General features: G+C 51.6%; 13 protein-coding genes and 1 riboswitch. All 13 genes read left to right on the top strand.

Features of this window, described 5'->3' with window-relative positions:
- Positions 1-173 precede the first annotated feature (173 nt).
- The 13 genes from proS (at position 174) to LIZ87_RS10530 (ending at position 14,171) form a co-directional block, all read left to right on the top strand.
- Complete coding sequence (proS, locus tag LIZ87_RS10590) at positions 174-1,613, top strand: proline--tRNA ligase (protein ID WP_227146885.1); 1,440 nt, start codon at positions 174-176, stop codon at positions 1,611-1,613.
- A 69-nt stretch (positions 1,614-1,682) separates the two neighbouring features.
- On the top strand, positions 1,683-2,963 hold the full coding sequence (locus tag LIZ87_RS10585) for a CCA tRNA nucleotidyltransferase (RefSeq protein ID WP_227146883.1): 1,281 nt from the start codon (positions 1,683-1,685) through the stop codon (positions 2,961-2,963).
- A 97-nt stretch (positions 2,964-3,060) separates the two neighbouring features.
- The gene (locus LIZ87_RS10580) at positions 3,061-3,429 is read left to right on the top strand and encodes a RidA family protein (protein ID WP_227146881.1); all 369 of its coding nucleotides are present in this window, start codon (positions 3,061-3,063) and stop codon (positions 3,427-3,429) included.
- Between the two features lie 161 nt (positions 3,430-3,590).
- Positions 3,591-4,289, top strand: a complete 699-nt coding sequence (locus LIZ87_RS10575; protein WP_178317450.1) for a SanA/YdcF family protein — start codon at positions 3,591-3,593, stop codon at positions 4,287-4,289.
- Positions 4,290-4,321: 32 nt separating this feature from the next.
- Positions 4,322-5,092: an arginase family protein gene (locus LIZ87_RS10570; RefSeq protein WP_178317449.1), complete on the top strand. Its 771-nt coding sequence runs from the start codon at positions 4,322-4,324 to the stop codon at positions 5,090-5,092.
- A 162-nt stretch (positions 5,093-5,254) separates the two neighbouring features.
- Positions 5,255-5,373, top strand: a riboswitch (FMN riboswitch).
- A gap of 202 nt (positions 5,374-5,575) precedes the next feature.
- Complete coding sequence (locus LIZ87_RS10565; RefSeq protein ID WP_178317443.1) at positions 5,576-6,205, top strand: ECF transporter S component; 630 nt, start codon at positions 5,576-5,578, stop codon at positions 6,203-6,205.
- Between the two features lie 170 nt (positions 6,206-6,375).
- The gene (locus tag LIZ87_RS10560) at positions 6,376-7,782 is read left to right on the top strand and encodes a deoxyguanosinetriphosphate triphosphohydrolase (RefSeq protein ID WP_178317442.1); all 1,407 of its coding nucleotides are present in this window, start codon (positions 6,376-6,378) and stop codon (positions 7,780-7,782) included.
- A gap of 99 nt (positions 7,783-7,881) precedes the next feature.
- Positions 7,882-8,886 (top strand): TRAP transporter substrate-binding protein, encoded by a 1,005-nt coding sequence (locus LIZ87_RS10555; RefSeq protein WP_227146877.1) that lies wholly within the window; start codon positions 7,882-7,884, stop codon positions 8,884-8,886.
- Positions 8,887-9,006: 120 nt separating this feature from the next.
- A complete protein-coding gene (locus LIZ87_RS10550) occupies positions 9,007-10,203 on the top strand; it encodes a COG1470 family protein (RefSeq protein ID WP_178317440.1) in 1,197 nt (398 codons plus the stop codon).
- Positions 10,204-10,207: 4 nt separating this feature from the next.
- The gene (locus tag LIZ87_RS10545; RefSeq protein WP_227146875.1) at positions 10,208-11,206 is read left to right on the top strand and encodes an ABC transporter ATP-binding protein; all 999 of its coding nucleotides are present in this window, start codon (positions 10,208-10,210) and stop codon (positions 11,204-11,206) included.
- The gene (locus LIZ87_RS10540; RefSeq protein ID WP_227146874.1) at positions 11,154-12,173 is read left to right on the top strand and encodes an ABC transporter permease subunit; all 1,020 of its coding nucleotides are present in this window, start codon (positions 11,154-11,156) and stop codon (positions 12,171-12,173) included. The genes LIZ87_RS10545 and LIZ87_RS10540 overlap by 53 nt, the downstream gene beginning before the upstream one ends.
- 47 nt (positions 12,174-12,220) lie before the next feature.
- Positions 12,221-12,913 (top strand): response regulator transcription factor, encoded by a 693-nt coding sequence (locus LIZ87_RS10535; RefSeq protein ID WP_227146872.1) that lies wholly within the window; start codon positions 12,221-12,223, stop codon positions 12,911-12,913.
- Complete coding sequence (locus LIZ87_RS10530; protein ID WP_227146869.1) at positions 12,900-14,171, top strand: sensor histidine kinase; 1,272 nt, start codon at positions 12,900-12,902, stop codon at positions 14,169-14,171. The genes LIZ87_RS10535 and LIZ87_RS10530 overlap by 14 nt, the downstream gene beginning before the upstream one ends.
- The last annotated feature ends 42 nt before the right edge of the window (positions 14,172-14,213 follow it).

Here is a 14,213-nt window from a genome sequence, read left to right as displayed (position 1 = left end):
TGAATGCAGCGTATGTCCGGCGTTAACGGATGAAGAGTGAGCCGCGGGAGGAGAATGCTTCTGCCGGCTAATTTGGGTGGTACCGCCGAGCCATTCGGTCCCATGTAGAGCTATCATGCATGGGATCGGATGGCTTTTCTGATTTTACAATGAATGGAAAAGGAGAATGAATCATGGCAGACAATAAGAAAATGGTAGAAGCCATCACATCCATGGACGTAGATTTTGCCCAGTGGTATACGGATGTGGTAAAGAAGGCAGAGCTCTGCGATTATGCCAGCGTAAAGGGCTGTATGGTGATCAAGCCGGCAGGCTACGCGATCTGGGAGAACATCCAGAAGGAGCTGGACAGAAGATTTAAGGAGACGGGGGTACAGAATGTATACATGCCTATCTTTATCCCGGAGAGCCTCTTAGAGAAGGAAAAGGATCATGTGGAGGGCTTTGCTCCGGAGGTTGCCTGGGTGACACATGGAGGCTTAGAGCCCCTTCAGGAGCGCATGTGCGTAAGGCCCACCTCCGAGACCTTATTCTGCGATTTCTATGCAAAGGATATCCAGTCCTACAGGGATCTTCCAAGAGTATATAACCAGTGGTGCTCCGTTGTGCGCTGGGAGAAGACCACACGCCCCTTCCTGCGCTCCAGGGAATTCTTATGGCAGGAGGGCCATACGGCCCATGCGACTGCCGAGGAGGCAGAGGCACGTACCATCCAGATGCTGAATGTATACGCTGATTTCTGCGAGGAGGTCCTGGCAATCCCGGTTGTGCGCGGACAGAAGACAGACAAGGAGAAATTTGCCGGAGCTGAGGCAACCTACACCATCGAATCCCTGATGCACGACGGAAAGGCCCTGCAGTCAGGAACCAGCCACAACTTTGGGGATGGCTTTGCAAAGGCATTTGATATCCAGTTTACGGACAAGGACAACACACTGAAGTACGTACATCAGACCTCCTGGGGCATGACGACCCGTATGATCGGGGCACTAATCATGGTTCACGGCGATGACAACGGTCTGGTGCTGCCGCCCAGGATCGCGCCTGTACAGATCATGGTGGTTCCCATCCAGCAGAAGAAGGAAGGCGTTTTAGACAAAGCATTTGAGTTAAGGGACCGCCTGGTAAAATCCGGCTTCTCTGTAAAAGTGGACGACACAGACAAGAGCCCAGGCTGGAAGTTTGCTGACTGCGAGATGCGCGGTATCCCGCTGCGCGTGGAGATCGGACCAAAGGATATGGAGAAGAACCAGGCTGTCCTTGTGCGCCGTGACAACCACGAGAAGATCGTTGTGTCCTTAGATGAGCTGGAGAAGAAGACATCAGAGCTTCTTGATACCATTCAGAAGGATATGCTCATAAAGGCAAGGACTCACAGGGATGCCCACACCTACGCTGCCACAGACTGGGATTCCTTTGTGGACACCATCAATACAAAGCCAGGCTTTGTAAAGGCCATGTGGTGCGGCTGTGAGGAGTGTGAGGATAAGATCAAAGAGGTGACAGGAGCTACCTCCAGATGCATGCCATTTGATCAGGAAGCACTGTCTGACACCTGCGTATGCTGCGGCAAGCCGGCGAAAAAGATGGTTTATTGGGGAAGAGCATATTAAGGGTGCTGAACGGACAGACAAAGCAGAATAAGAGCGGATATGACATAGAAAGAATAAGGTGGACACAGAATGGAAATACGGATCCCCGCACCTGCAGAGGAAATCATCAGAAAATTAAATGAACAGGGATACGAGGCCTACGTTGTAGGCGGCTGTGTCCGTGATATGCTCCTTCACAGGCAGCCGGAGGACTGGGACATTACTACCAGCGCTTTACCCCGGCAGGTGAAGGCGGTATTTGGCAGAACAGTGGATACAGGCATCCAGCACGGCACGGTGACGGTGATGATGGGAAAAGAGGGCTATGAGGTGACGACCTACCGTATTGATGGAGAATACTCCGATGGACGCCACCCAAACAGCGTATCCTTCACGCCCAGCCTCTTAGAGGACTTAAAACGCCGTGATTTTACCATCAATGCTATGGCCTATAACAGCCGGACCGGTTTTGTGGATGCCTTTGGCGGGACAGAGGACCTCCGAAAAGGAATGATCCGCTGCGTGGGCGATCCCATGGACCGTTTTACGGAGGACGCCTTAAGGATCCTTAGGGCCATCCGTTTTTCCGCCCAGCTGGGTTTTGCTATTGAAGAAAAGACATATGAGGCTATCCGGACCATTGCCCCCAATATGGTCCATGTGAGCAAGGAACGGATCCAGACAGAGCTGACAAAGCTGCTGTTAAGCGGCCATCCGGAGCAGATAAAGCTGGTTTATGAGACCGGGATCAGCCCCTATGTGTCAGCAGCCTTTCATCAGGTAGTCCCACCAGCTGTTCCTGTATCAGTCCCGGCAAAAAAGCATCTGCGCTGGGCGGCATTTTTAAGAACCTCCGGACAAGAGGCTGCGGTGCGTATCCTGAGAGATTTAAAGCTTGATAATGATACCATTTATAAGACAAGGACTCTTGTGGAGTGGTTAAACAGACCGGTGGCGGAAATGAAAAAGGAGACGCCGGATGTCAAAACAGCCATCCGCCGGGCCATGAGCATCATGGGGCCGGAGCTGTTTGATGACCTGTTGACAGTAAAGCTGTGCCTTGCCAGGGCAGCTGCAAAGGGAGTGAGCCTTTTGCCGGGAGACTGTCCGGAGCCCCTGGAGGCGTTGGAGGCGATGGCTGCCTTTAAGGAGGAGATCCTCCAAAATGGCGACTGCATCAGCCTAAAAACCCTGGCAGTGACCGGACGTGATGTGATGGAGGCAGGAGTAAAGCCGGGAAAGGAAGTGGGCGCCATCCTGGCGGGGCTTCTTGAACTGGTACTGGAGGAGCCGGAGAAAAACAGGAAGGAGTATCTGCTTTCGCATATTTATCCTGAAACCCATTGCAACATGGAAGAGAATCCGTTATAATGGCGATGGGGTTCGCAACCATTGCGAAGAATGAAATATAACAATATGGGGAATACATAAAGTACATGGTTTTCCCCGGACAAAAGGAGGAGTTATCATGAATGTAATCAACACAGAAAAGGCGCCGGGCGCAATCGGACCATATTCCCAGGGCTTTGAGGTAAACGGCATCGTTTACACATCCGGGCAGATCCCGGTAAATCCTGCTGACGGTACTGTTGGCGAGGGGATTGCTGCACAGGCAGAGCAGAGCTGCAAGAACGTAGGCGCGATCCTGGAAGCAGCAGGCAGCGGCTTTGACAAGGTATTTAAGACCACCTGCTTCCTGGCAGATATGGGTGATTTTGCTGCATTCAACGAAGTATATGAAAAGTATTTTACATCAAAGCCAGCAAGAAGCTGCGTAGCAGTAAAGACCCTTCCAAAGGGCGTGCTGTGCGAGATCGAAGCAATCGCTGTAAAGTAATGTAAGCTGTAAATGCCAAAAGCCGCAAGCCTTGTGATCACAAGAGGATTGCGGCTTTTCTTTTTTCATAGGAAACTCCTCCGGAGCCTCCTATGGAATAAAAAACCCTTCGGAAGGAATGGACAGGCCGGGAAAAGGTACAGGTAAGGAGGCATGACATGATGAAATGGAGGAGAGCTGCAAAAAAAGCAGTAACATATCTGCTGGTCGCTGGTGTATCAGCCTGTGCTGTCCTTTTGGCAGTAAATGGCTATATTATATGGAAGGTAAAGGACAGGATCATAAGCCCCAGGGAGGCCGTGGAGCTTGAAAATGTAGACTGCATCATGGTCTTAGGCTGCGGCGTGCGTCAGGACGGTTCTCCCTCCGGGATGCTGAAGGACCGCCTGGAGGAGGGCATAGGTCTTTACAAGGGAGGTGCCAGCGACCGCCTGCTCATGAGCGGGGACCACGGCCGGAAGGATTACGATGAGGTAAATCTCATGAAGCAGTATGCGGTGGAAGCAGGGATCCCTTCCGAGAATATTTTCATGGATCACGCCGGTTTTTCCACCTATGAGAGCATGTACCGTGCCAGAGACATTTTCCAGGTAAAGAAAATTGTGATCGTCACCCAGAATTACCACATGTACCGCGCACTGTTTGTAGCCCGTTCCATGGGAATGGAGGCTTACGGCGTTGCCTCCGATCCCAGATCCTACGGCGGCCAGCTTCTGCGGGATGTGCGGGAGCTCTTAGCAAGGCCAAAGGACCTTATTTATACCGTGGTAAAGCCAAAGCCCACCTATTTGGGAGAAGCGATCCCTGTGAACGGGAATGGGAATGTGACAAATGATAAGGAGCAGGAGGAAGGAAAGTGAGCAGAAAGGTGGACAATAACCGTCTGGTAGTCATGGATTTCAGCCATGTATATGCTGCCCAGACCTTTTATAAGGAAGCAGAGGGCTTTGAGACTGTGTGGCTGGACGTAAGCGGCATTCAGGGAACCAACTGCTATTGCGACGAGCTGGCCAAGGAGGAGCTGAAAAGGCGGATAGAGGGCCTGGGGCCGGGAGGTGTCCACTTCCTGGATTCCGGTAACTACCATTATGTGAGCAAGCTGTGGCTGGAGCAGATAGAGGAGCCCTTTGACCTCCTTGTCTTTGATCATCACACGGACATGCAGCAGCCTATGTTTGGGGATATTTTATCCTGTGGCGGGTGGATCAAAGCCGCATTGGATACAAATCCTTATCTGAACCGCGTTTACCTCGCCGGACCGCCCATAAAGGCTGTGGAGGAGAGCACAGAGGGCTTAAGGCCTTACGGAGGCAGGCTTGTCTGGATCAGCAGCAGGGACATGGAGGATCGAGGCATCTGGGAAAGGCTTTTCGGCAAAAAGGATGACCGGAATACACAGTCCCCCCGGCATCCATTGTATATCTCTGTGGATAAGGATGTGCTGGGAGAGAAAGACGCCAGGACGAACTGGGATCAGGGGGAGACATCCCTTGAGACAGTCCTGGATGGGATCCGCGCTGCCCATTTATGCCGCAGGATCATAGGCATGGATGTGTGCGGAGAAAACCCGGAGGGAGGGGAGGCAGGAGAGCGGGCCGATGACGCATGCATCAATGACAGAACCAATCTTCTGCTGTGCTGTGTGGGGAAAGAAGTTCTATAAATCTGTGCCGCAGAATAGTTTGAAGACGTACACTGAAATGGCGTAGGAACATGAAGCGATATATAGTGATACGTAAAAACGCACAAAAACATTGTGCAAGATATCCTGAAAATGTACTTGAAAATAGGGTTATAAAGGGTTATAATGACTATAAATTAATAATAAGTTCTTCGGGGCGGGGTGTGATTCCCCACCGGCGGTAGAGTCCGCGAACCGCGTAAGGCGGCTGATCCGGTGTGATTCCGGAACCGACAGTATAGTCTGGATGAGAGAAGAAATTGTGTGGCAGGAAGAGATGACTGGCAGATATTAGGACGTTGGCCCCGGATATATTTGATATCCGGGGTTTTTTATTTCACAGGAAACTTCGTTCCCTATGAAATAAAAATGCTCCGCAGGGATGCACACACTGCTCCCGGCATTGCCGCCGCCCACATGATTCCTCTGAATGATGAACTTAAAAACAATTATCAGGAGGAAAAAATGAACGACAGATTACTTACTACGAAAAATGTGGTCCTTATGGGAATGTTTGGTGCTTTGGCAGCAGTGCTCATGCTGTTTGAGGTGCCCCTTCCCTTTATCGCTCCCAGCTTCTATGGCCTTGACATCAGCGAGGTGCCGGTCCTGGTGGGAACCTTTGCCCTAGGCCCGGTGGCCGGAGTCATCATGGAGGTAGTGAAGATCCTCATCAAGCTTCTCTTAAAACCCACCAGCACCGGCTTTGTGGGAGAGTTCGCCAACTTTGTATTTGCCTGTTCCATGGTAGTTCCCGCAGGCATCATTTACCGCATCCACAAGACAAAGAACGGAGCCATGCTCGCTATGGCAGCAGGGACCATCATTATGTCCGCTGTTGGTATTGTGGGAAATGCACTGGTGATGATCCCCTTCTATTCCAATTTCATGCCTCTTGACACGATCATCTCCATCGGCGCAGCCATCAATCCGGCTGTCAGCAATGTGTGGACATTTGCAGTTATCTGTGTAGGCCCCTTCAATATCATTAAGGGGATCGTGGTGTCTGTCATTACAGCCCTGGTATATAAGAGGATCAGCGTCATGATCCACAGCATTGGAACAGCAGGCAGCAAGAGGCAGGCGAGAGCCTAAAGCAAAATAAGACAAAAGCAGAAAATAAGTCAGCAGGAAACCGCAGGAAGGCCTATATGCATGGATTTGGTGCAGGGCCTTCTTTTTTATGGGACAGATCCTATAGCACTGGCGGATTATTGACATTAATGGTACTATTATAGATAATAAAAATACGAGGAGGGCAACAGATGGAATGGAGCACGCTGCTGTGTGAAGACAGGATACGCAGCTTTAAAAAACAGTCATCCACGGATATGAGGACAGAATTTGAGAAGGACTATCACCGTATTATCGGAAGTGCCTCCTTTCGCCGCCTTCAGGACAAGACCCAGGTCTTTCCCTTAGATAAAAGCGATTTCATCCGCACCAGGCTCACCCACTCTCTGGAGGTGTCCTCTCTGGCCAAATCTTTGGGACAGAACATATCAGAATGCATTGTAAAACGGATAGAAGATCCAGCCTTTTTGCCGGAATACAAGGGTGCTGTCTGCGATATCCTTCAGTGCGCAGGCCTGATACATGACATAGGGAATCCGCCCTTCGGGCATTTCGGGGAGACAGCGATCCAGGACTGGTTCAAGAAGAATCTAAAGCTCTTACGCTACAGGGAAAAGCCTCTGGCAGAGCTTCTAGGCCCTCAAATGCTCCAGGATTTTTACCATTTTGAGGGCAATACCCAGGCTTTCCGTGTGGTGACAAGGCTCCATTTTCTGGTGGACGAGCACGGCATGAACCTGACAAAGGCCCTTTTGGGAACCATCATAAAATATCCGGTGTCCTCCCTGGAGATCGACAAGAAAAGCGGGGATATCCGCACAAAGAAAATGGGGTATTTCTATGCTGACAGGGAGAATTTCCATGACATTCAGGCTTCCACAGGGACAAAGGGGAGGCGCCATCCACTGGCCTTCCTTCTGGAGGCAGCAGACGATATTGCCTACAAGACGGCGGATATTGAGGACGCGGTAAAGAAGGGCTGCATTTCCTATGACCGCCTTTTCGCTGAGCTTAAGGGGTATGAGCCCGGCCGGCAGGGAGAGCGGTATAAGCAGATCGTATCATGGCTGAAGGACAAGTACAACAAGGCGTTGGACCGCGGCTACAGCCAGCCTGATCAATATGCGGTGCAGAACTGGATCATCAGCGCCCAGGGACAGATGATCGGAGGAGTGACAGAATGCTTTGAGCGCAATTACAGAGCGGTCATGGAGGGCTCCTACGGAAAGGACCTGTTTGCAGGTACGGAGGTGGAGCTTCTCATGGAAGCCCTGGGAGATATTGCCTGCCGCTATGCCTTCCAGACAACTCCCATCCTGAAGCTGGAGATCGCAGCCCAAACCATTTTTGACTTCCTTTTAGACCGCTTTGTGGATGCGGTGATCCCCTATGACACAGAGCTTTCCATGACCCAGGTACAGAAAAAGCTGGTGTCATTGATCTCTGATAATTACAAAAAGATCTATTCTCTCTGCTCCCAGGGAAAGAGCGAAGAGGAACGCCTGTATCTGCGGCTTCTTCTTGTGACAGACTATATCTGCGGCATGACGGACAGCTACGCAAAGGATCTGTACCAGGAACTCAATGGCATCATGTGATGGGACCGCTGCCGGGAAACGTTCAGAATGTGGTGGTGGAGAAAGGGAGAAAGTGCTATACTAACATACAGCAAAACAGCAGTGAAAGAGGAGAAAGCTGTGAAGAAGACAGTATTATTTGCAGCAGCCGTACTGGCGGCAGCGCTTACAGGCTGCGGAGGCAGAAAAATGGAGGCAGAGCCTTCGGTTGTATTAAAGCTGGCAAATAATCTGCCTGATGACAGCGCCACTACCCAGGCAGTAGAGTGGTTCGGCCGGGAGGTGGAAAAGCGGACGGATGGCAGGGTGACAGTTGAGATATTTAATGATTCTGCTCTGGGGGACGGCTTGTCAAGCCTGGAACAGCTTCAGTACGGCGGGACAGATATTGTTAAGGCAGATCTGGCCTCCATGGGTTATTTTGTGGAGGATTTCAATGTGTTGGCAATGCCCTATATTTATGACAGCGGAGAGCATTTCTGGAAGGTGCATAATGGAACGGTGGGCCAGAGCCTGCTGCGCAGCAGCCAGATGAAGGAGCAGGGAATGTACGGCCTTGCCTACTATGATGGCGGTACACGCTGCTTCTACAATTCAAAGGGCGAGATCCACTCGCCAAAGGATCTGAAGGGAATGATGATCCGTGTACAGCAGTCAGAGCTTATGACTTCCATGGTAAAGGCCCTCGGAGCAAAGCCTGTGATCTCGGATTATTCTAATGTATACAGGGTCCTTCAGACAAAGGAGGCAGAGGGGGCAGAGAACTCCATTGTCAACTACCTGTCCCAGTCCTTCTATGAGGTGGCGCCTTATTTTGCAGAGGACAACCACACCAGGTCTGCGGATATCCTTGTCATGAGCGAGGAGAGCCGGAAAAACATCAGCGAAGAGGATCTTGCGGTCATAGATCAGACTGCCCTGGAATCCAGCGAATACCAGAGAAAGCTGTGGGACGAGGCAGAGGAGAATGCAAAAAAGGAGCTAAAGAAGAAAAATGTAGTGATAACTGAGCTGACACGGGAGGAAATAGAGGAATTCCGTACAGCCTGCGAACAGATATGGTATTCCTACCAGGATGGCAAGTACATTGATCTGATCGACAGGATCGTGGCAGCCGGGAAATGAGCTGTGAATGGAAAGTTTCACACTTCTTTCAAAAAGATTAAAGCTTGACTAAAGGTTTGCTGTTTATGATAGCCTCAAAAGATGACAGCAGTTACAGTGATACTGCAAGAGGAGGATATCATGAGACAAACACATTATTTTCATAAGGCTATGGTGTGGCTGGCTGCAGTGAGCCTGGCTGCCATGGCCTTTCTGGCTGTGTGGGCCCATCCGGCCTATGCAGAGGGCGGACTGGAGATGAATACACAGTATCCAGGCGTATCCGTAAAACCGGGGGACAGCTTAAGCATCCCCATAGAGCTGGAAAATAAAAGCGGCAGCGGCATGAACACCAATGTGAGCATAACCGCTATGCCTGAGGGCTGGGAGGGCTACCTCCAGGGCGGCAGCTATGAGGTCAACCAGGTATATGTAAAGCCGGGAGAAGAGGGGGCAAGCCTGACGCTCCATTTGACCGTTCCCGATGAGCTTAAGGAGGGAAGTTATACAGTAGGCCTTCAGGCGGCAGCGGAAAATGGTTTGACAGACAGCCTGGACATTCGTTTCCAGGTAAATGAGCAGAATGCAGGAAAGGGCAGCTTTACCTCAGAGTATCCACAGCAGGAGGGAGCAGCAGGAACAAATTTCAGCTTCAGCACAACACTGATCAACAATGGCTTAAAGCCCCAGTCCTACAGTCTGTCCTCCAATGCCCCGGCAGGATGGACCGTAAGTTTTACTCCATCGGGTGACAGCACAAAGGTGGCAGCGATTGATGTAGAGTCCGGTGCCAGCCAGGGCATCACAGTTGCGGTTAATCCTCCGGAAAATGTGGAGGCAGGAGAGTACAAGATTTCCTGCAGCGCTGTGTCCGCCGAGGAAACGCTGAATATGGAGCTGACCGTTACCGTTACCGGGACCTATGGGATCACCTTAAGCACTCCGGACGGGCGCTTGAGCTTTGACGCCTATGCCAACCAGGCCTCCGATGTGACCCTGCAGGTTGCCAACACAGGAAATGTGGATCTGGAAAATATTTCCTTAAATTCCACAGCTCCCTCCGGCTGGACGGTTACCTATGATCTGGAGGAAAATATGATCTCCTCCCTTCCGGCAGGAAGCACCACAGAGGTCATCGCCCATGTAAAGCCCAGCTCCGATGCCATTACAGGAGATTATGTGACTTCCTTCAGTGTAAGCAGCAAGGAGACCTCCGGCAGCGCGGATTTCCGCGTTTCTGTAAAGACCAGGACAGTGTGGGGCGTTGTGGCAGTGGCTCTGATCCTCTGCGTGGGAGGCGGTTTAGGCTATGTGTTTAAGAAATACGGAAGGCGGTAGTCCTATGGAAAACATCATCCGTACAGAAGAGCTGACAAAATGCTATGGAGAAAAGGCAGCGGTATCCAAGCTGAACCTGGAAATACATAAGGGCGAGATATTTGGCCTTCTGGGACCCAATGGAGCCGGCAAGACTACTACAACGCTGATGCTTTTGGGACTTACGGAGCCAACCTCCGGAAAGGCCTGGATCGATGGCAGGGACTGCACCAGAGAGCCCATAGAGGTAAAGCGGATCGTGGGATATCTTCCGGATAATGTAGGCTTTTATTCCGACATGACGGGAAAAGAGAATCTGCGGTATACGGGGCGCTTAAACGGGCTTTCAGAGAGCGTGATCGAGGAGCGCGCAGAAAGCCTGCTGGAAAAGGTAGGCATGACCTATGCGGCAGACCAGAAGGCAGGAACCTATTCCAGGGGCATGAGGCAGAGGCTGGGGATCGCAGATGTGCTGATGAAGGATCCAAAGGTAGTCATCATGGATGAACCCACGCTGGGGATCGACCCGGAGGGAATGCACCAGCTGATGCAGCTGATCCGCCGGCTGGCAGAGGAGGATGGCAGAACGATCCTGATCTCCTCCCACCAGCTGTACCAGATACAGCAGATATGCGACAGGGTAGGCCTCTTTGTGGAGGGACAGCTGATCGCCTGCGGGCGGATAGAGGAGCTGGCCGCCGAGATGCGTCAGGAGGGCCATTATGCCTTTGAAACTGCTGCCCTTCCGGACGACAATGGGTTCCCGGAGCTTTTAAAGGATCTGGGAAATGTAGATGAGGTGGAGCGGGAGGGCGAGATCTATGTGGTCCGTGCCCGTTCCGACATAAAGAGAGAGCTGCTGAGAAGATCGCTGGATGCCGGATACACTCTGACTCATCTGCGCCAGAGGGGAAACGATTTGGACGAGATTTACAGACGATATTTTGAAAAGGCAGGGGTGGAAAATGAAAATGATGATCAGGAAAAACAGAGACGGTTCACAGCATTCAGAAACCGGCAGTAGGACCGGAGGAAAAACCGTCAGAGGAAGCGGCCTCTCTGCGATCTATCAGAAGGAGATGGCGGACAATATCCACAGCAGGCGTTTTCTCATCGTTCTGGGACTGGTGCTGCTTACCAGCTTTGCCAGCATTTACGGCGCTGTTTCAGGCTTGGCCGATGCCGGGACCGGGACATCGGACTCCAGCTTTATGTTCCTTAAGCTGTTTACCTTAAACAGCGGCTCCATTCCGTCCTTCACCTCCTTCATCGCCCTTCTGGGGCCCTTTGTAGGTCTGGCTTTGGGGTTTGATGCCATCAACAGCGAGCGGTCGGAGGGAACGTTAAACCGCCTGGTATCCCAGCCCGTTTACCGTGATTCGGTGATCAACGGAAAGTTCCTGGCAGGCGCTACCATGATCTTTCTCATGGTGTTCTCCATGGGGATCCTGACAGGGGCGATCGGGCTTCTGGCCATCGGCATTCCGCCGGTGGGAGAGGAGCTGGGAAGGATCGCGGTATTTCTGTTTTTTACTGCGGTCTATATCTGCTTCTGGCTGGCGCTGTCCATCCTGTTCTCCGTCCTGTGCCGCCATGCCGCCACATCGGCTATGCTGGGGATCGCCCTTTGGATATTCTTTGCATTATTTATGAGCCTGGTGGTCAGCATTCTGACAGGTATCCTGTATCCGGCAGACAAGATGTACACCGTGTCTGCAGTGATGGATTATTATGAATGCCAGGCAGATTTAAACCGGCTGTCTCCCTACTATCTGTACAGCGAGGCAGTGAGCACCATTATGAATCCCAGCGTGCGCACCACCAACGTGATACTGCCCCAGCAGCTGTCCGGCGCCATCACCGGATATCTTTCAATGGGACAGAGCCTGCTTCTGGTATGGCCCCATCTGACAGGCCTGCTGGCATTGACTGCTGTGGTCTTTGCAATTTCCTATATCTCATTTATGCGCAAGGAGATCAGAAGCAGATAAGGAGAGCTGGAATAAAATGCCGAAACTTAAGGTAAGAGGTATAAGAGATGAGAGTGCTGATCATTGAGGACAATGTAAGGCTTGCCCAGTCTGTCCAGGATATTTTGAAACAGATATGGTATGATTCTGATATCTGTACGGACGGGATCACGGGCAGCTACCAGATTCTGGAGCAGGCCTATGATGCGGTGATCTTAGATGTGATGCTGCCGGGAAAGGACGGCATCACATTGTTAAAGGAGGCCAGAGAGCAGGGGTGTAAGGTTCCTGTCCTCATGCTGACGGCCAGAAGTGAGGTGGAGGATAAGGTGCGCGGGCTGGAAAGCGGCGCAGACTATTATCTGACAAAGCCCTTTGATAAAAAGGAGCTGTTAGCTGTGATGAAGACCATTGTCAGGCGCCGGGGAGAGCTTCTTTTCGACTGCCTGACTTTTGGCGATTTATCTCTGGATCAGGGAAATTATACATTGTCAGGATCGGAGCGCTCCATACAGCTGGGCCGGAAGGAATACGACATCATGCGGATCCTCATGACAAACCGGGATCAGGTGATCTCAAAGGAAACGCTTCTGCTGAAGGTATGGGGAAATGATTCGGACGCCGTGGAAAACAATGTGGAGATCTACATTTCCTTTTTGAGAAAAAAATTGCTGTTTTTAAAGGTCCATGCAGTGATCGTGACGATACGTAATCTGGGATACCGTCTTTGTGAAAAGGAGGTGCAGGGTGAAGGAAATTGACAGGCTGAGATGGAAATTTATGTTCTACAACATGCTGATCGTGACAGCCGTGATCGGAGTTACCTTCTGCTGTGCGGCTCTGCTGGTTAAAAAGCGGGGACGGCAGGAGATCAACGCCGTACTGTCCCAGGCAGTGGAATATCAGGACCTACATGGCCGGCAATGGCAGGATCCGGAGCAGACGCGTGTCCCGCATTTTTCCGTGCTGGTGCAGCCGGATGGAGTCATTGTGCTGCAGGACGGGGCTTACCACTCCTTTCCGGACCAGGAGTTTTTGGAAAGCGTGGTATTTTTGGGGATGGATGGAGGCCAGGAAACGGGCAATCTGGAGGACTACAGCCTCCGGTACCTGCGTGTAAGCGGTTCTGCAGGAGATCTGATCGCATTTGCAGACACCTCCTACGAGGAGTCTATGATGGATGAAGTGCTGTTACACGGCGGGCTTGCCTGCTGCCTGATCTGGCTGGGATTTCTGGTGCTGTCCTACTTTTTCGCCCGGTGGGCAGTCCGCCCTGTGGAGGAATCCGTGCGCCGTCAGAAGCAGTTTGTGGCAGATGCCTCACACGAGCTAAAGACTCCCCTCACAGTCATCACAGCCAATGCAGAGCTTCTAAAGGAACGGTGTGAGGGCATGGCGGAGGATGTGGATAAGTGGCTTGACAATGTAGACCAGGAATGCATCCAGATGCGCCGCCTGGTGGAAAGCCTGCTTCTGCTTGCAAGAAGCGACTTGATGAAAAAAGGCCGGAAGGACTGGGAACGCATTGATCTCAGCGATCTGCTGCTGGAGGAGCTTTTGACCTTTGAGCCTGTATTTTACCAGATGGGAAAGACCATTGCCTATGAGACCGGCGATCCGGTGTGGGTAAAAGGAAATCCGGCCCAGCTAAAGCAGGTGATCCAGATCCTGCTAGACAACGCAGTGAAATATTCCAAAGAGGGAGGCCGGACAGAAATACGCCTGGAGCCCTGGGGCAGGAGGAAGCTGTGCCTGTGGGTAAAGAGCGAGGGAAATGTGATCCCCAAAGAGCAGAGAAAGGCCATCTTCCAGAGATTCTACCGGGGAGAAGCCTCCCACAGCAGCGAAGAGGGCTACGGCCTGGGCCTGGCGATCGCAAAGGAGATCGCAGAGAACCACAAGGGAGACATGGGAGTTGTCTGCGAGGAGGGGAGGAACTGCTTTTATTTGAAGTTGAGACAGGAGAGAAGCGGTCCTTGCAGGAAGAAAACGACACCTCTTTCAATCCATAAAAATTAACCTTCAAAGGAAAATCTTCCGTATATAATCTTTTCTTCAGGC

Source organism: Lacrimispora sp. 210928-DFI.3.58 (genome assembly GCF_020554865.1).
Classification (GTDB): Bacteria; Bacillota; Clostridia; order Lachnospirales; family Lachnospiraceae; genus Enterocloster.
Note: the sequence above shows the minus strand (reverse complement) of the source record. Positions and strands in the feature narration are given on the sequence as shown.

What these genes read in the sequence shown, in the direction of transcription:
- proS (WP_227146885.1), top strand. Translation starts at nt 174, where the DNA reads ATGGCAGACAATAAGAAAATGGTAGAAGCCATCACATCCATGGACGTA.
- LIZ87_RS10585 (WP_227146883.1), top strand. Translation starts at nt 1,683, where the DNA reads ATGGAAATACGGATCCCCGCACCTGCAGAGGAAATCATCAGAAAATTA.
- LIZ87_RS10580 (WP_227146881.1), top strand. Translation starts at nt 3,061, where the DNA reads ATGAATGTAATCAACACAGAAAAGGCGCCGGGCGCAATCGGACCATAT.
- LIZ87_RS10575 (WP_178317450.1), top strand. Translation starts at nt 3,591, where the DNA reads ATGAAATGGAGGAGAGCTGCAAAAAAAGCAGTAACATATCTGCTGGTC.
- LIZ87_RS10570 (WP_178317449.1), top strand. Translation starts at nt 4,322, where the DNA reads ATGGATTTCAGCCATGTATATGCTGCCCAGACCTTTTATAAGGAAGCA.
- LIZ87_RS10565 (WP_178317443.1), top strand. Translation starts at nt 5,576, where the DNA reads ATGAACGACAGATTACTTACTACGAAAAATGTGGTCCTTATGGGAATG.
- LIZ87_RS10560 (WP_178317442.1), top strand. Translation starts at nt 6,376, where the DNA reads ATGGAATGGAGCACGCTGCTGTGTGAAGACAGGATACGCAGCTTTAAA.
- LIZ87_RS10550 (WP_178317440.1), top strand. Translation starts at nt 9,007, where the DNA reads ATGAGACAAACACATTATTTTCATAAGGCTATGGTGTGGCTGGCTGCA.
- LIZ87_RS10545 (WP_227146875.1), top strand. Translation starts at nt 10,208, where the DNA reads ATGGAAAACATCATCCGTACAGAAGAGCTGACAAAATGCTATGGAGAA.
- LIZ87_RS10540 (WP_227146874.1), top strand. Translation starts at nt 11,154, where the DNA reads ATGATGATCAGGAAAAACAGAGACGGTTCACAGCATTCAGAAACCGGC.
- LIZ87_RS10535 (WP_227146872.1), top strand. Translation starts at nt 12,221, where the DNA reads ATGAGAGTGCTGATCATTGAGGACAATGTAAGGCTTGCCCAGTCTGTC.